The following is a 16,740-nucleotide window of genomic DNA, read 5'->3' as shown; positions in this document are numbered from 1 at the left end:
GCCCCGGAGCCGGACGGTTCCGGGGCCTCCTGTCACGTCTGCTGGACGCGTTGCGCGACGAGCGCCGCATGGGAGAGCGGCGTCGAGAGGTCGGCCACGTCCCCGTTGGTCGTGTAGTCGAGCAGGACGACGGTCCGGTGGTCGCTGAGTCCGCGCAGTTCGGCGACGAGTTCGGGGACGCGGTGGTCGAGCATCCAGCGATAGGTCGGGAGGTAGAGCAGGCGCCGGGCCCGCTCATATCCGAGCATTCGGCCGTCGAGGCGGTGGCCGAGCGGCGGGCCGAGCCGCCGGACCGTTCGCTTGATGCCCTTCATCGTCGCGACGTCCAGCTTGGTGAAATCCTCCTGCTCGCCGGCGAACACCTTCAGCGCCTGCCAGACGCCTTCGACGGACTGCGACGTCCGGTCCGGATGGCCGGGCACCGGGATGCCGCCGTGCGGATAGAACGGGCTGAGGCGAACCCAGGGCTCGGCTCCCCGGGAGGTCACATCGAGGATCAGCGCGTCGGGGAAGTCCCGGCGAAGGGTGGTGCGGCGACGGCTCGCGACATGAAGCGGCATGGAAGAAGCCGACCACCCGGGTCCGACAGTTCACCTCAAGGCGAGAAGACGAAACAGCACCCGGCCGCGGCGCCCCACCACATCAGCGCCCCCACGTCCCAGACCCGCATCAGGGGCCCCGCATCAAGGAACACCACGCTCCCGGCCGCCACGCCACCGGCCCCACATCACGACCCTTGCGCCACACGGCCCTTGCGTCACACGGGCCTTGCGTCACAGCCCTTGCCTCCCTTGCCTCACAGCCCTTGCCTCACGGGCCTTGCCTCACGGGCCTTGCCTCACGGGCCTTGCGTCACGGGCCTTGCGTCACGGGCCTTGCGTCACGGGCCTGGCCTCACGGGCCCGGCCTCACGGGCCCGGCCTCACGGGCCTGCCTTACGGGCCCTGCCTTACGGGCCCTGCGTCACGGGAGCCGTGGCAAGGGCTCCGGTTCAGGGCCTCCGGTTCAGGGGGTGCTGCGCCGTGCGGTGGTGCGGCACCGGCCCTGCGTGGGGAAACATGTCGCGGCTCTGTGTCGGGACTCCGCGTCCAAGGGGCGTCGCGTCAGGGGGTGCTTCGGGTGGTGAGGTTGTTGATGATCAAGGTGAGGGTGAAGTCGAAGCGGTCGTGGCCGGTGCCGGAGGTCAGTTCGGGTGCGTAGCGGCGGGTGTAGGGGAAGCGGTCGGCGGGGAGGGCGCCGAACCGGTCGATGAGCTCCTCCCGGCTGAGGACCCAGGCGTCTTCGCGGCGGCGTTGCCGTTGCTGGACGAGTGAGCGCTCCAGGGCGTAGCCGCTGACGTAGAGGGTGAGCGCGTCGAGCGTCCAGGCGGCGGTCTGCGGATCGATTCCTCCGGCGAGCAGGATCGCCAGGATTCCCTCGCCGACCCGGAGCGTTTCGAGGTGGGTGGGGACCATCGCCAGCGCGGCGCGGGAGACCCCGGGGTATCTCAGGTACTGGTCGCGGATCTGGCCGTACACGTCGAGGATCTGCTCCCGCCACCTGGCCGGGTTGGGTTCGGGGATCTCGATCTCGGCGCAGAGCCGGGCGATGAGCAGGTCGTCGAGGTCGTCCTTGTTGAGGATGTGCGCGTACAGCGAGGACGGTCCGGTGCCGAGCACGGCGGCGACCCGGCGGATCGTCAGCGCGTCGTAGCCCTCGGTGGCGATGACCTGCAGCGCGGCGTCGGTGATCCGGTCGGGCGTGATGGGCCTCTTGCGCGGCGCGGGCGAGGTGGGGTCGGCCTGGGGCGGCGTGTGGCGGGCGGCGCGTTCCGCCGCGCGGCGCCGTCGGGGATCGGCGGGCATACCGCCCACTATAGCTTGACACGAACTTAGTTCGTTATGTAGGAACTTAGTTCGTGACTACCGAACTTAGTTCGTCAACAACGACACGGGTGGTTCCGCTCCCGCTTGGCCGGGCCTGGCTGGTGCTGGTGGTCGTGGTCCTCGCCGAGCTGATGGACCTGATCGACACCAGCGTCGCCAACCTCGCCGGGCCCTCGATCCGCGCCGATCTCGGGGGCGGGCCGATGACCCTCCAGTGGGTGCTGTCCGCCTACACCGCCGCCTTCGCGCTCGGCCTCGTGACCTCGGGCAGGCTCGGCGACCTGGTGGGCCGCCGGCGGCTGTTCCTGGTCGGCATCGGCGGCTTCACCCTCGCCTCACTGGCCTGCGGCCTCGCGCCCGGCGCGGGCTTCCTGATCGGCGCCCGGCTGTTCCAGGGGCTGTTGGGGGCGGTGATGATCCCGCAGGGCATGGCGCTGGTGAAGATCGTCTTCCCGCCCGAGCACCTGCGCAAGGCGCTGACGCCCTTCGGCCCGATCATGGGGCTGGCCATGGTGGCCGGCCCGATGCTCGCCGGCTGGCTGCTGCACCTGGACCTGTTCGGCGCCCGGTGGCGCTCGATCTTCCTGATCAACGTCCCGTTCGGCGTCCTCGCCGCCGCGCTCGGCTGGTACGTCCTGCCACGGCACGGCGGCGAGGATCGCGGCGCCCGCCTCGACCTCGCCGGGGTGGGCCTGCTCACCGCCGGTTCGGCGCTGTTGATCGTCCCGCTCATCCAGGGCCGCGAGCTGGGCTGGCCCGCGTGGAGTCTCGCGATGATCGCCGCCTCGCCGGCGGCCTTCGGGCTGTTCGCCGCGTCCGAGCGCCGTAGCGACCATCCGGTCATCACCCCGTCGCTGTTCGGCAGGCGCGGGTTCGTCGTGGGACTGCTGATCGTCGGCGGGGTCTACGCCGCGCTCAGCGCGTTCGTCCTGGTGGTCAACCTGCTGCTCCAGTCGGGGTTGGGCTGGACGCCGCTGCGCACCGGTCTCGCACTCGTCCCCTGGGCGGTGGGCACCGCCGCCGCGACGCTGCTGTCGGGCGCGGTGCTCGCCGACAGGCTCGGACGCACCAGCCTGCACCTGGGTCTTTCCATTGCCATCGTGGGCGTGCTCGGGCTGTGGTGGAGCACCGCGCATTGGGGCGACGCCATCACCATGTGGAGGCTGGCACCGGCCCTGTGCGTGACCGGCATCGGCTCCGGGCTGCTGTTCATCCCGCTGTTCGACTACATCCTCGGCGACGCCCGCGCCGAGGAGGTCGGCACCGGCGCGGGAATGCTCAACGCCGCCCAGCAATTCGCCGGTGCCATCGGCGTGGCCGCGCTCGGCACCGCCTTCTTCGCCCGGGTGGGACGGCCGTCCACCGCTTCCTATCTCGCCGCCGCCGGGTTGGTGTTCGCCGTCTGCGCCGGGATCTTCGCCTTGGCGCTCCTGCTGGTCGGCCTCCTGCCCAGGCACTCCCAGCAGTCCCCTCACTAGTGCTCGCGAATCCTGATGGCGCCACGGACGGCTCTCGCTTCAGTCGTGCGCTGGTGGGGCCAGCCCTACCTCGGGCATTCCGGGGAGCCCCATGGGCGGGCCGCGCCGGCGCGCCATAGCGTTCTTCCTGCCTATGGCAGCGACAGCCAATCGGGGGATTTGTGAAAAAGGTTATCGTCGCGGTCGCGACGGCCGGTCTGAGCATCGCCGGAGTCGGTGCCACAAGCGCGTCCGCGGACGCGAGGACGCCCGAGGTGCTCCGTCCCGCGAATCTGAAATGGCACGGTTGCGACACCGAACTCGTCAACGAGGTCAAGCGCTACGACCGCCTCGGACCGGTCGCCGTCTCCAAGATCATCCAGTGCGCCGAGCTGGACGTCCCGCTGGACCACGCCCGCCCGGACGGCCAGAGGATCACGCTCCAGCTGACCCGGACCCCGCACCAGGGCCCCGGCAAGGCCAAGGGCGACATCGTGGTCAACCCGGGTGGTCCAGGGGCCAAGGGATCCCTGTTCGGCCCCGCCTTCTATGCCCAGAACTCCGCGCCGATGCGGGCGGCCTACAACGTCATCGGCTTCGACCCGCGCGGCATCGGCTTCAGCAAGCCCGCGCTCAGCTGCGACACCGGATACGGCAACGCGCCCCGGCCGGCCTACGGCCATGGGGATCCCAAGCTCGAAGCGGCCTGGCTGAAGCGGTCGAAGTCCTACGCCGACGCCTGCGCCCGCAAATACGGCAAGGGTTCGCCGGTGAACCTGCTCGACCACATGAAGACCATCGACGCGGTTCGCGACATGGACATCATCCGGGCCGCCCTCGGTGACAGGAAGCTCGACTACTACGGCGGTTCCTACGGCACCTACCTCGGCCAGGTCTACGCCACGGTGTTCCCCAAGCGGGTCGGCAAGATGGTGCTGGACGGCAATGCCGGCCCGGCCAATGTCTGGTACGAAGCCCAGGCTCCCCAGAACATCGCGTTCAACGAGAACATGGAGTACTACTTCGGCTGGCTGGCGCGATATGACGACCGTTATCACCTGGGCAAGACCCAGGCGGCGGTACGGAAGTTCTACTACGACCTGGAGTCCAGGCTCACCAGATCGCCCATCGTCAAGAACGGCGTCGCGGTCGGTGCCGCCGAACTCGTGGACACCGTCCAGAACGTCGCCTACCGGCGCGCCCAGGCCATTTGGCACACCTATGCCTCCGGCCTTTCCGCCTACAAATCCGGCGACCTGGACACCTTCCTCGACACCTTCGGCGCCACCACGGCCGGCGGCCAGGACGACAACGAGTTCGCCGCCTACCACGCCATCCAGTGCAGTGACGTGAAGTGGCCGAAGAGCTGGCGGAAGTGGCGCGCCGACGCGTCCCGCATGGATCGCGAGGCGCCGTTCTCGACCTGGTTCAACGTCTGGTACAACGCGCCCTGCATGTTCTGGCGGGCCACACCGGGAACGCCGGTGAAGGTCGGGCACACGCGGGACCTGCCCAAGAACATTCTGCTGTTCAACGCCACCAACGACGCGGCCACCCCGTACGCGGACGCGCTGGAGGTGCAGAAGATCTTCAACGCCCACCTCGTCGTCCATGACGGCGAGCGCACGCATTGCGTCGTGCATCGCGGTGATCTCCGTCCGGGCGGCCTGGACTCCTATTTCGACGCCTACTGGCTTCAGGACGAACTGCCCGACAAGCGCACCGTGCACGTCTCCCCGCTCGGTGACCCGACCCCGCCGCCGCTGAACCCGCCCTCCGCGGCGGCCTCCCCCAGGACGTGATCAAGAAGTAGCATGCGAAGGGCCCTCGGTCGTCCGGGGGCCCTTCACCCGCGGTCCCGGCGGTCGAAGCAAGGGCTGGAACCGAAGGGGTTCGCCACCGCCGCAGGCCCGCCATGGGCGCCGCCTTGTGGAAACCATGGCCGTTCGTTTCCCGAGAGTTGCTCCACTCACTGCGCACGCCGGGTTGTCCCCCGATCCTGACTCCATTACCGTCCATATTTGGATGATTACTCTATGTAATCGCATGTCAGAGAATCGGGGAGCCATGTCGATCAGGCAATTCATTGGCGGCGCCATCGTGGCCGGAGCCGTCGCGGCCGGGACCTTCGGCGGCGCTGGGACCGCGTCCGCCGCGACTCCGTCCGCCGCCGTCACCGTCCAGGGCGGGCACGGCGGCAAGGGCGGGCACGGCGACGCCACGGCGCAGGACACAGTGCTGTCCAACAGCGCGCTCGTGCGGGCGTCCAGGGCCTTCGTGCTTTCGGCGCACCGGCACGGGAACCAGCGCGTGACGCTCGTCATCATGGAACGGTCGGGCGTCATCCGGCTCGTGGTCCGTACTCGCCAGGCGGGCCCGCAGACCTATGAATCCGCCAAGCGCAAGGCCTACACCGCCGTCGCGTTCGGCCAGCCGACCAGCGCGCTGGCCGGAAACGAGACGATCAAGCAGATTCCCGGCACGCTCGTGCTGCCCGGCGGCGTCCCCGTCATCCACAAGGGCTTCCCCATCGCCGGGATCGGCGTCGGCGGCGCGCCCGACGGCAGAGTCGACGAGGCCATCGCCAACGACGTTCGCGCCGCCATCGGCCACTGATCCGGGAAACGGTTCGCACCGGGGCGGAGCCGCGATTCGCGTCCCCGCCCCGGTCGCTCCCGGCGTCCCTTTCTCACGGCCGGCCGGGAAGGATGTTGTGGGTGCGCCGGAGAATGTTGTCGGGGTCGTACCGCCGTTTGACGGTCGCCAGCCGCCGGTAGGTGTCCGCCGGATAGGCCGCCGCGACGTCCGCGTGGTCGGCCGAGCCGAGGAATCCGACATAGGCGCCCGAGCCCAGAATGGACACCCGCGACCACCGCCGCAACGCCTGGTCGAGATGTCCGGGCGGCGCGGATTCCGGAACCGGGAACGCGGCCGCCACCATGACCTCGGCGTCCCGGTGGGCGAAGGCGGTGGCGTCCCGGCCGACGCGGGCGACCGCGCCGCCCATGCCGCGGAGCGAGATCGCCGCTCCGCCGCCGGTGAACAGGTCGTGGACGGCGGTGACGCGCGCGCCGTCCAGCGTGCTGAAGAACGTGTTGCGCACCGCCATGCGCATCCCGGGAGGCAGCGCCGTGACGTCCTGGAACACCTCGGCGTACGGCACGACCCCGATGTCGTCGGAGACCACCGGGGCCAGCTCCCGGAACGGGCGCAGCGCCCGCTCCGCCCCGGCGCCGTCCGAGCCCGCGTAGCAGCAGGTCAGCGAGATGCCCTCGGGATGTCCCGGCATCGCGGGCATGAGGTTGAGCGTCGTGGTCAGGTTCTCGTCACTGGCCCGGACGAGGTCGCGCCAGCCCGCGATCAGGCCCGGCAGGTCGTCGGTCCGGTAGCCGAGCGTCCCGAAGCACACGGCCGTGATCGGCTGGGCGATGAAGTCGAAGCCGACCGCGACGCCGAAGTTCCCGCCGCCGCCGCGCAGCGCCCAGAACAGGTCGGCGTGCTCGGCGGTGTCGGCGCCGAGCATCCGGCCGTCCACGGTGACCATCTGCACCGCCGCCAGGCTGTCGATGACCAGCCCGTACCTGCGCGCCATCCAGCCGATACCGCCGCCGAGCGTCAGGCCGCCCACCCCCACCTGGCCGGTGTCCCCCGAGGACAGGCCGAGGCCGTGCCGGCTCAGGGCCGCCGCCACCTCGCCCCAGGTCGCCCCCGCGCCGACGCGGACCCGCCTGGACGCCGCGTCCAGCAGGCGCACCCGGTTCATCCGCCGCGTGTCGATGACCATTCCGTGCGTGTTCGTGCTCAGCCCCGCCATGCTGTGCCCACCGGACCGCACCGTGACGGCCAGCCCGGCGTCGGAGGCGTGCCGCAGCGCCGCCGCCACCCCCGCCGCGTCGTGAGGACGGACGACCAGGTCAGGGGTACCGTCCGCGAACAGGGCCGCCGCGGACTCGGCGTAGCCGTCCTCGCCCGGCAGAAGCACCTGCGCGACCTCGGCCAGGCCCGATGCGAGACGTTCACTGCTCAGGATGTGTGTCATGAGGCAGATCGTGCCTGGGACGGGGGCTCCGGGGCGTCCGGTGGAGGGGGTGTATTTCGCCTGCTCAGCGGGGAGTCGGCGGTCCGGCCGACTACTGCGTGGGGAGTAGGCGACAATCGGCCCGGCGGGAGGATGTGCCCGCGAAACCGGCCCGTATGCTCGGAGAATGCGTAATGGTCGCGGCTTGCGGAGGCTCTACGGGGCCGGGTGGCTCATCTCCGCGGGCGTCATGTTCGTCGTCGCCCGCATGTGGCAGCTCCACCTGCGCGAGGTGGAGCAGCGTGCCGAGGAGGCGGAGCGGACCAAGGACGAGGCCGCCAGGCGCAGGGCCGTGGAGGAGCGGCTGCGCATCGCCCGCGAGCTGCACGACTCGCTCACGCACAGCATCTCGGTGATCCAGGTGCAGGCCGGCGTCGAGGTGCACCTGGCGGGCAAGCGCGGCGAGGAGGTCCCGCCCGCGCTGCTCGCGATCCAGGAGGCCAGCGCGGACGCCGGACGGGAGCTGCGGGCCACGCTCAGCGTGCTGCGCTCCAACGAGGACGGCGACACCAGCGGCCTCGGCCAGTTGGAGAGCCTGGTCGCGCGGGCGCGCACCGCCGGGCAGCCGGTCACCCTGACCGTGACCGGCACGCGGCGCCGCCTCGCGCGCGACGTCGACCAGGCCGCCTACCGCATCGTCCAGGAGGCGCTCACCAACGTCTCCCGGCACGCCGCGGGCACCCGCGCCACCGTCCTCGTGCTCTACCGGTCGGACGAGCTGATCGTCGAGGTGGAGAACGACGGCGACGTGCCCGGCGCCGCGTCCGCCGGGCAGGGGCTCGGCCTGATCGGCATGCGCGAACGGGTCACCGAACTCGGCGGCCGCCTGGAGACGGGGCCGCGCCGGGACGGCGGCTTCCGGGTGCGCGCCGAACTGCCGATCCGGACCACGGAATGATCCGCGTCCTGCTGGCCGACGACCAGGTGCTGATCCGCAGCGGGATCCGGTCGCTGCTCGACGCCGAGGACGACATCGAGGTCGTCGGCGAGGCCGCCGACGGGCAGCAGGCGATCGCGCTGGCACTGGACCACCGTCCCGACATCGCGCTGGTCGACATCCAGATGCCGGTGCTGGACGGCATCGAGGCCACCCGGCAGATCGTCGCGGACCCGCGGCTGGCCGACGTCCGCGTCGTCATCCTCACCAACTACGGGCTGGACGAGTACATCTTCCGCGCGCTGCGCGCCGGCGCGAGCGGCTTCCTCCTCAAGGACACCCATCCCGCCGAACTGCTCCAGGCCCTCCGCGTGGCGGTGCGCGGCGACGCGCTCCTCTCCCCCTCCGTCACCCGGCGCCTGATCAGCGAGTTCGTCGCCCGTCCCCCGGACGTCCTCGCCGCCGTGGGCATGGAGTCGCTCACCAACCGGGAACGCGAGGTCGCCGCCCTGGTCGCCCGCGGGCTGAACAACGACGAGATCGCCGAGGCCATGGTGCTCAGCCCCACCACCGCCAAGACCCACGTCAGCAGGGCGATGACCAAACTCGGTGCCCGCGACCGCGCCCAACTCGTGGTGTTCGCCTACCAGAGCGGCCTCGTGAGCCCGCGCGACACCGCCCCACCCCCCAACACCCCCCGCTGAGCCCCGGCCGCCGCGCCGGGCGAAGCGGCCTGGGACCGGGCGGGTTCAGGCCCTTCGCCGAACGGTTTCGAGTGTTGATCCTGGTGGCGGCCAGGGGCGAGAAATATCCGGGACGGCGCGAACTTCCCTGCGCCTTCACGACATCCTGACGCCCGTATCGGGCAGCGGGTTCGGGGCACGGCGGGTCGGATTGATCACGTCCCGGCGCGCCAACCCCGCCGGGGTGCCCCCCATCTCACCCCGTACAGCGCGATCAAGAAGATCGCGCACCGATACGGGAGCGGGGACCCATGCGGAAGATCGTGATGACCGGAGTGGCCGCGGCGCTGGCGCTCGGGCTGACGGCCTGCGGAAACGTCGGCGACACCAAGTCCGCGGCGACGCCCGCGGCGCCCACGCCGCCGGCCGCGCCCACCACCTCGCAGGGGCCGGGCGGGACGTCCGCGCCCAGCGGCGCCGCCACCCCCGGCGGCGCGTCCACCCCCACGACCCCGGGCGGTTCGGACGCTCCGACGGTGCGGCACTCGCCGCTCGCGCAGCCGGGCGGCAAGCCCGCCAAGGAGGCGTGGGGACGGCTGCGCTACGTCGCGCCGGGCAAGTTCAGTGTCGGCAACGTCATCTTCTTCACCGCCACCGACACCGTCGTGTACGTCGCCGGGGGCACCTGCCCGGACGGCACGCCGCCGCCGGCCGACGTCAGCAGGTGCTCCGTCGACGGGTTCGACGAGTGGGTGCGGGCCGCGCCGCACAACGCCGTCGTGCGCTTCTCCGGCCAGGCCGCCACCATGATCCGCGAGACCCAGTAATACGCGCGGGCGCGGGAACGACGAGCCGGGTCGCCGGTGGCGGACGGACGAAGGGTCCGCCACCCGGCCGGGTGATTCGTCCGACTTAGAGTGGTATTGGGCCCGGGGTAATGGCGGCCGGCGGGTGAGTAAGACCCTGGCTCAGGTGCTGGTTTGTGCTGACCCGGCTCTTGGAGTCGGGGCGGGGCGGACATCATGGCTCTGACCGCGAACAGTGATTCGCGGTTCCGATCATTTCGGGGAGGAGCCGGTCGCCATGGTCAATCCCGCGCCGTTGGAGAGCTTCAAGGGCAGCACCGACGATGAAAGGTTGACGGCCGCGCTGTCCTACAGCGCGGCGCAGACCTACAAGCCCGTCATCCTGCTCGGAGAGGCCCGGCAGTACACGTTCGGAAAGCGGCGGACGATGTTCAACGGTTTCGCGATCAGCGGGCCGCCGGTGTCGGGGAGCGAGTTCCGCTACAACGGCAAGGTGAAGCTGAACGTGCCCGGGTCCGGATGGCTGGACATGACCGGCGGGCAGCTCAAGGGGATCTATATCGGCGACCTCTCGTTCGAGGGCAACGCCGAGACCTCGTTCTTCGTCGACAAGACCAACACCCAGACGGTGCTGTGGGCCAGCCATCTGAAGAACCTCGGCTTCTCGCTGTTCAAGCACGTCATCTGGGGCGCGCACACCGCCGTCACATTCTCGGGGCAGTGGGACGTCAACAACTGCTACGACACCGAGTTCAAGCTCTGGGGTTCCGACAACAACTACTGGACGGACGGCATGCTCCTGGACTCCCCCAACCATCCGGCCGGGGAGCGCTACCACATATGGCTGCCGCACCTGAGCAAGAGCACGGTCGGGCCGGTCTTCGTCACCGGCATGCACAATGTGACGCCGATGCGCGTCGACGGCGGGCGCGGCCTCGTCATCGGCGGGGCGCGGTTGGAGGCCCAGCAGGGGAACCCGACCTGGGGAAGCCAGCTCATCATCACGGGCGGGAAGTTCCTGCGGGTACGGGACGTGTTCTTCTTCAACGGCATGAGCAAGCCGGATTCCACCGGGCATCCCGACCCGGCGCTCCACAAAGGCATCGTCACGATGACCGGTGGGAGCGATGTGGTCTTCGACGGCTGCATGTTCTCCAATGGGGACGGCCAGCAGAAGGGTTCGACGCCCGCCGGGACCCCGCATCTTTATGTCGGGGGCGGTGCGCGTATCCGGGTGCGCAATCACCAGTCGTCGGACACACCGCGGATCGTGCGCGCGCAGTCCGTCTCCGCGCGGGCGTTCTACCTCGACTCCGACCTGAGCGTGACCGCCGGCTAGAGGAAGGCGGGGCCCCGGAGTTCGAGGGTCTCGTTCAGCATCCGCTGGACGGTCTCGCGGACGTGGTCGGTGACGTTGGAGACCGCGGCCGGGTCGTCGGCGTCGTGGCCGTCCAGGGGCATCGGCGCACCGAAGCGGATCAGCCACTTGGACGGGAGCGGGACGAGGCCGAGGGGCCCGAGCAGCGGGAACGTCGGGGTGATCGGGAAGTAGGGGAGGCCGAGCAGGCGGGCGAGCGAGCGCAGGTCGGCGATCTTCGGGTAGATCTCCTCGGCGCCGACGATCGCGGCGGGGACGATGGGGACGCCGGACTCCAGGGCCGTGCGGGCGAAGCCGCCGCGTCCGAAGCGCTGGAGTTTGTAGCGTTCCGCGAAGGGTTTGCCGACGCCCTTGAAGCCCTCGGGGAAGACGCCGACCAGCTCGTCCTTGGCGAGCAGGCGGGACGCGTCGGCCGGGCAGGCGAGGGTGTGCCCGGCCTTGCGGGCCAGGTGGGCGAGCACCGGGACCTGGTACACGAGGTCGGCGCCGAGCAGGCGGAGGTCGCGGCCCGCGTGGTCGTGGACGGCGACCGACAGCATCAGCGCGTCGACCGGGATCGTCCCGGAGTGGTTGGCGACGACCAGCGCGCCGCCGGAGGGGATGTTCTCGATGCCGGAGACCTCCACGCGGAACCAGTGCTCGTAGAGCGCGCGTGCCAGCGGGAGCAGGACGGTGCCGTTGAACTCCGGGTCGAAGCCGAACTCGTCCACCTCGTAGTCGCCCGCGAGGCGGCGGCGCAGGAAGGCCAGGCCGCGGTCGAGGAGGCCGTCGGGTTCGGGCGTGCCCTGGTGGCGCGCGGCGTCCAGCGGGATGACCTCCGCGTCCAGGCTCATGGCCGCCCTCCGCCGAGCACCGCGCCGAGCCGGTCCAGCATGCCGCCGTCCGACGCCGCGAACTCGGCGAACGCCTCTTCGGAGCTGTACTCGGGACGCCACCCGAGCTCGCGGACGAGCGCCGAGGTGTCGATCACACGGCCGTAGGTCAGCCAGCGCAGCAGTTCGGGGGAGAAGCCCGACAGGCCCGCGAAGCGCCGTCCGAGGTCGCCCAGCGTCGACAGCGACGAGGACGGGACGGGCACGTACGGGCGGCCCGCGCGGCGCAGCGCCTGCGACAGCAGCAGGACGCCGTCGCCCGCGACGTTGTAGCAGCCGGGGTGGTCCTCGACGGTCATGCGGCGCAGCGCCTCGGCGCCGTCGCCCGGGTGGACGAACTGGAGCCGCGGGTCGAAGCCCAGCACCGTCGGCACGACGGGCATGCGCAGGTAGCGCGTGAACGGCGAGTCGACGTCCGGGCCGAGGAAGTTCGCGAACCGCAGCACCGAGACCACCAGGTCGGGACGGCGCCGCCGGAGCCCGCGCACATGGCCCTCGACCTCGACCGCGTCCCTGGCGTAGCCGGACGTGGGCGCCTCGACGGGCTCGTCCGGCTCGGTGAAGACCGCCGGGTCCATCGGGGATGAGCCGTAGACGGCCGCCGAGGAGCGCACGACGAGCTTGCGCGTGTCGGGCGAGCGCTGGCACGCGGCCAGGAGCTGCATGGACCCGACGGCGTTGGGCTCCTTCGAACCCGCGCCCGAGGGTGCCAGGCCGAGGTGCACGACCGTGTCGACCCGCGCCGAGGAGATGGTCTCCGCGATGCCGGACGTGCGGACGTCGACCCGGACGAACTCGGTACGGCCGAGCGACGCGGTCGGCGGCACCGTGTCGACGCCGATGACCCGCTCGACGCCCGGGTCGGACTGGAGGGTGTTCGCGACCCGCGCCCCCAGGAAACGGGAGACGCCCGTGACGAGGACGACACGGGCCGCGGCGGCGGGTATGCAGGACACTGTGCGCCCCACCCCTTACGGCTGAGTGGCCGGCGTGACTACTTCTTGTTGCGACGCTGGATGCGCGTCTTCTTCAGCAGCTTGCGGTGCTTCTTCTTCGCCATCCGCTTGCGGCGCTTCTTGATGACAGAGCCCACGAGACCTCGCTCGGCGTATCGGGTGTTGTGCAGGAGACGGGCGTGCCGCAGGCGAGTTCACTCGGCACGCGCGCACGGTCCGCTGCCCAAGGGTACCGCTGTGGCGGTGGAGGTCAGGCCGCGCCCTCGCCCGACCCCGGACATGCCGGAGCCGGCACCGCGCGTCGCGCGGCGCCGGGCACCGTTCCAGCGCGGGCCGGGCATGCCCGTCCCGCACCGGTGTCCTGACCGTCCCCGGCGTCCGGGCGCCCGGGGACATCGGCGATGCCCCCGGCCCCCGGATACCGGTCCCGGTGACCAGGTGGCCACCGTCCGGTCCCTGTCCTCGTTCCCCAGCTCCGGGACGGTTCGTCCCGGATGCCCCCTGCACGGCCGGGTGTGGAGATCGCGGCGAGGGCGTGGATCGCCCCGCCCCTACCCGTTATCCGGCTTCGATGTACGCGTCGCGCAGGTAGTCGTGAACGGCCTGCTCGGGAACCCGGAACGAGCGGCCCACGCGGATCGCGGGCAGCTCGCCTGAGTGGACGAGGCGGTAGACGGTCATCTTGGACACCCGCATCACCGAGGCCACTTCGGCCACGGTCAGGAACCTGACCTCACTGAGAGGTCGCTCGCCTGAGCTCATCGGACGCCCTCTTCCACACGTGCCGCGCACCGGCCCTTTGGGTGACTTTGATCACGCACGTGTACTTCCTCCAGCGTAAATCGCGTATCGGCAGTCGCAAGAGGGGAGTTCCACCCATTTGCGTATCCGGACCTGACCGGGCGGCCACAGGGATATGTCCACACACAGCGTGGACATGACGGCACAACGCGTGGTGTCACGACCCGTTGTCAACCAAAATCAGGCGATGACCTGCGTCTCAGGCGCGATCATCGGCTCCGCGCGGACACCGGCGTCCCACCACCGGAGCCCCGTCACAGGGGGTGACGGCCGCCCGGGTGTATCCGCCGAGTGAGGAAGGTCAGCCGGACGGGAGCAGCCCCGCTCGACCCAGGAGGTAGGCCGTCATAGGCGCGTAATGGTGCGGGGATACGCCGTCGTCCAGCGGAACGACGACGTCGATCTTGCCCTCGGCGGCCCCGGCGAACAGCGCCGGATCGTTACAGTCCGCGAACCCCACGGTGTCGATGCCCGCCTGCCCGGCCGCACCCGCCCAGCCGTGGTCGGCGATGGCCAGATCCGGCCAAACTTCGGTTTTCTCGCCCGTTGGCCCATCGGGAGCGATAACGGACACACGCCCCACGGGTGCCGGTTCACCGGTCGCCAGTTCGCGCAGCATCGCCTCCATGGGCCGCGGGTCGTGGGTGTGGTGGGTGCGCCCGTCGTCGCCTTCGAGCATCGCGACGCCGCCCTCGGCGTAGACGATGCGGCGCGTCTCGGAGCCGCCCCAGCCCGCGTCGATCTCATACGTCCAGCCCTCGGCCGGGGTGAGGACGCGGCAGCCGGCGCCGGCGAGGGCGTGCGCCACCGCCTGGTACACCGGCGACAGCGTCGCCGGGTGGCCGGTGGCGATCAGCACGGTCTCGGCGCGGCGGGCGGCGAGGCCGACGCGCTCGCCCATCGCCTCCAGCATGTCGAGGGTGATGTCGGGGTCGATGGTGTCGTCGCCGTACACGTGCCCGGGATCGGGGTCGACGCCGCAGCGCTCGACCATCATCTCCAGGACGGTCCGCTCCGTCCACGAGGGCTTGAGCTCCAGGCCGAGCTGGTAGTACGGCTCGCCGTCCGCCATCAGCCGGTAGTGCTTGAGGTTGTTCTGCCGCGGTGTCGCCACATCGCCCGCGATCATCGTCTGGACGAGGTGCTCGCGCAGCTCGTCCCGTGCCGGTGCCGTCATGCCCGCTGCCGCCATCCCAGCCGCCATCCCTGCCGTCGCCATCCCAAGTGTCGTTCGCGTGCGAGGGTCGTCATTCGTCGGTCATCGGGTCGAGGCCGTGCTCGGGGAACACCGCCCGGCGCGTCGCCAGGACCGCCTGGTCGATCGGGCTGGCCGGGTCGTAGCCGTCCCCCCAGCGCTGGACGTCGACGACGTCGGTCCCGTCGGTCATGCGCTGCGGGGCGGTCTCGTCGGTGCGCAGCCGGACGAACTCGCGCCATCCCGCCGGCGTCCGCGTCCCGGGCGGGATCGGCGCGCCGGACGCCTCGGCCAGCAGGTGCGTCCACGCCCGCGGCACGACCTGGACCAGCTCGTATCCGCCGCCGCCGGTGGCGATCCAGCGCCCGCCCGCGGTCTCGTGCGCGAGCCGGTGCAGGGCGGCGTAGGCGGTGCGCTGGCCGTCCACGCTGAGGATGAGGTGCGCGAGCGGGTCGAGCGCGTGCGCGTCCGCGCCGTGCTGGGTGACCAGCACCTGCGGCCGGAACCGGCGCAGCAGCGGCGGGACCGTCGCCTCGAACGCGCGCAGCCAGGGCCGGTCGCCGGTGCCGGGCGGCAGCGCCACGTTGACCGCCGTGCCCTTCGCGCCGGGGCCGCCCGACTCGTTGGGGAAGCCGGTGCCGGGGAACAGCGTCCGCGGGGTCTCGTGCAGGCTGATGGTGAGGACGCGGGGATCGTCGTAGAACGCGTCCTGCACGCCGTCGCCGTGGTGGACGTCGATGTCCACGTAGGCGACGCGTTCGGCGCCCTGCTCCAGCAGCCACGCGATCGCGATCGCCGGGTCGTTGTAGACGCAGAAGCCGCTCGCGGCGCCGCTGAGCGCGTGGTGCAGGCCGCCGGAGATGTTCGCGGCGTGCTCGGCGGCGCCCGTCCACACCGCCTCGGCCGCCGCGACGGAGGCGCCCGCGACCAGCGCGGACGCGTCGTGCATGCCGACGAAGACGGGGTTGTCGGACGTGCCGAGCCCGTGCCTTGGATCCGGCCGGCCGGTGGCGCCCGCCTGCTTGACCGCCGCGATGTAGGGCTCCTCGTGGACGAGGCCGAGCAGCGCGTCGCCCGCCGCCTCGAACCCGGTGACCCGCACGTTCGGCCGGTCCGTCACGCCCAGCTCGCGGGCCAGCGCCATCGTCAGCTCGACCCGGACGGGGTTCATCGGGTGGCCCGAGCCGAAGTCGTAGGAGATGAGCCGGTCGTCCCACAGGATCGTGAGCCCGCACCCGGCCGGCTCGGCGGACGGGGGCGGGGCGGCACTGCTCATGACCTCACGGTATCGCGGCGGCCGCGTGGTGCGGATCACACGGCGTGCGCGCGACGCGCGCTCTCAGCGGCGGGCGGCGGGCTCGTGGGCGCGGGACGGCTCGGCGCGGCTCCCCGTCCGGGTGAGCGCGAACCCGGCGATCGCGGCCAGCGCCGCGACGCCCTCGCCGGCGAGGCTGATCGTCTTCTCGGTGTACCAGGCGGGGTCGTGCATGTCGGGCAGCGGTCCGAGCGCGCCCGTGTCGACGTAGTAGTAGAGCAGCAGCGCGCCGACGGCGCTGCCCGCGACGAGGAAGGCCAGCGCGTACGACCAGCGGCGGGCGTAGGTGAGGACCACGACGGCGGCCACCGCCGCCACCGCCGCCTGGATCCGGAACAGCAGGTCTCCGTCGATGGAGCCGCCCTGGACGTAGGCCATGTCCGGGGCGAACCTCCAGTGCACGATGGCGTCGGCCGCGAGCCCCGCGGCCACCAGCAGGCGGATGATGAGTCCCATA

The 16,740-nt window shown here is 71.3% G+C and carries 17 protein-coding genes; 7 read left to right on the top strand and 10 right to left on the bottom strand.

Annotated features, from left to right (window positions below; translation table 11 throughout):
* Positions 1–32 precede the first annotated feature (32 nt).
* The gene (locus KLI87_RS05990) at positions 33–560 is read right to left on the bottom strand and encodes a hypothetical protein (protein WP_214616112.1); all 528 of its coding nucleotides are present in this window, start codon (positions 558–560) and stop codon (positions 33–35) included.
* A gap of 543 nt (positions 561–1,103) precedes the next feature.
* A complete protein-coding gene (locus KLI87_RS05985) occupies positions 1,104–1,844 on the bottom strand; it encodes a TetR/AcrR family transcriptional regulator (RefSeq protein WP_214616111.1) in 741 nt (246 codons plus the stop codon).
* Between the two features lie 89 nt (positions 1,845–1,933).
* On the opposite strand from KLI87_RS05985, the gene KLI87_RS05980 reads away from it, so the two are divergent.
* The 3 genes from KLI87_RS05980 (at position 1,934) to KLI87_RS05970 (ending at position 5,938) form a co-directional block, all read left to right on the top strand.
* Positions 1,934–3,343: an MFS transporter gene (locus tag KLI87_RS05980; protein ID WP_214616110.1), complete on the top strand. Its 1,410-nt coding sequence runs from the start codon at positions 1,934–1,936 to the stop codon at positions 3,341–3,343.
* A gap of 161 nt (positions 3,344–3,504) precedes the next feature.
* Positions 3,505–5,124: an alpha/beta fold hydrolase gene (locus KLI87_RS05975; RefSeq protein ID WP_214616109.1), complete on the top strand. Its 1,620-nt coding sequence runs from the start codon at positions 3,505–3,507 to the stop codon at positions 5,122–5,124.
* A 265-nt stretch (positions 5,125–5,389) separates the two neighbouring features.
* Positions 5,390–5,938 (top strand): heme-binding protein, encoded by a 549-nt coding sequence (locus KLI87_RS05970; protein ID WP_214616108.1) that lies wholly within the window; start codon positions 5,390–5,392, stop codon positions 5,936–5,938.
* A gap of 73 nt (positions 5,939–6,011) precedes the next feature.
* Here the strand turns inward: KLI87_RS05970 and KLI87_RS05965 are convergent, their stop codons facing one another.
* A complete protein-coding gene (locus tag KLI87_RS05965; RefSeq protein ID WP_214616637.1) occupies positions 6,012–7,361 on the bottom strand; it encodes an FAD-binding oxidoreductase in 1,350 nt (449 codons plus the stop codon).
* Between the two features lie 166 nt (positions 7,362–7,527).
* On the opposite strand from KLI87_RS05965, the gene KLI87_RS05960 reads away from it, so the two are divergent.
* The 4 genes from KLI87_RS05960 to KLI87_RS05945 all read left to right on the top strand — a co-directional run bounded on the left by KLI87_RS05960 (position 7,528) and on the right by KLI87_RS05945 (position 11,105).
* Complete coding sequence (locus KLI87_RS05960) at positions 7,528–8,298, top strand: sensor histidine kinase (protein WP_156214489.1); 771 nt, start codon at positions 7,528–7,530, stop codon at positions 8,296–8,298.
* The gene (locus tag KLI87_RS05955) at positions 8,295–8,981 is read left to right on the top strand and encodes a response regulator transcription factor (RefSeq protein ID WP_214616107.1); all 687 of its coding nucleotides are present in this window, start codon (positions 8,295–8,297) and stop codon (positions 8,979–8,981) included. The genes KLI87_RS05960 and KLI87_RS05955 overlap by 4 nt, the downstream gene beginning before the upstream one ends.
* A 290-nt stretch (positions 8,982–9,271) precedes the next feature.
* Positions 9,272–9,787 (top strand): hypothetical protein, encoded by a 516-nt coding sequence (locus tag KLI87_RS05950; protein WP_214616106.1) that lies wholly within the window; start codon positions 9,272–9,274, stop codon positions 9,785–9,787.
* Between the two features lie 256 nt (positions 9,788–10,043).
* Positions 10,044–11,105, top strand: a complete 1,062-nt coding sequence (locus tag KLI87_RS05945; RefSeq protein ID WP_214616105.1) for a hypothetical protein — start codon at positions 10,044–10,046, stop codon at positions 11,103–11,105.
* Here KLI87_RS05945 and KLI87_RS05940 read toward each other — a convergent pair.
* The 7 genes from KLI87_RS05940 to KLI87_RS05910 all read right to left on the bottom strand — a co-directional run bounded on the left by KLI87_RS05940 (position 11,102) and on the right by KLI87_RS05910 (position 16,739).
* Positions 11,102–11,977, bottom strand: coding sequence for a lysophospholipid acyltransferase family protein (locus KLI87_RS05940; protein ID WP_214616104.1), 876 nt, complete (start codon positions 11,975–11,977; stop codon positions 11,102–11,104). The two genes, KLI87_RS05945 and KLI87_RS05940, sit on opposite strands and share 4 nt — an antisense overlap.
* Entirely contained in the window at positions 11,974–12,972 is a 999-nt protein-coding gene (locus KLI87_RS05935; protein ID WP_374225422.1) for an NAD-dependent epimerase/dehydratase family protein, read from the bottom strand. The genes KLI87_RS05940 and KLI87_RS05935 overlap by 4 nt, the downstream gene beginning before the upstream one ends.
* Before the next feature lie 38 nt (positions 12,973–13,010).
* On the bottom strand, positions 13,011–13,109 hold the full coding sequence (locus KLI87_RS05930) for a 30S ribosomal protein bS22 (protein ID WP_018654693.1): 99 nt from the start codon (positions 13,107–13,109) through the stop codon (positions 13,011–13,013).
* Positions 13,110–13,530: 421 nt separating this feature from the next.
* Positions 13,531–13,734 (bottom strand): helix-turn-helix domain-containing protein, encoded by a 204-nt coding sequence (locus KLI87_RS05925; RefSeq protein WP_067466901.1) that lies wholly within the window; start codon positions 13,732–13,734, stop codon positions 13,531–13,533.
* Positions 13,735–14,074: 340 nt separating this feature from the next.
* A complete protein-coding gene (locus KLI87_RS05920; protein ID WP_156214495.1) occupies positions 14,075–14,950 on the bottom strand; it encodes a phosphatase in 876 nt (291 codons plus the stop codon).
* 70 nt (positions 14,951–15,020) lie between these two features.
* Entirely contained in the window at positions 15,021–16,244 is a 1,224-nt protein-coding gene (locus KLI87_RS05915; protein ID WP_156214496.1) for an acetoin utilization protein AcuC, read from the bottom strand.
* Between the two features lie 63 nt (positions 16,245–16,307).
* On the bottom strand, positions 16,308–16,739 hold the full coding sequence (locus tag KLI87_RS05910; protein WP_156214497.1) for a hypothetical protein: 432 nt from the start codon (positions 16,737–16,739) through the stop codon (positions 16,308–16,310).
* Position 16,740 lies beyond the last annotated feature (1 nt).

The organism is Actinomadura sp. NEAU-AAG7 (genome assembly GCF_018603865.1).
Classification (GTDB): Bacteria; Actinomycetota; Actinomycetes; order Streptosporangiales; family Streptosporangiaceae; genus Spirillospora; species Spirillospora litoris.
The sequence above is the reverse complement of the archived record's forward strand: the minus strand, read 5'-3'. Positions and strand labels throughout refer to the sequence as shown.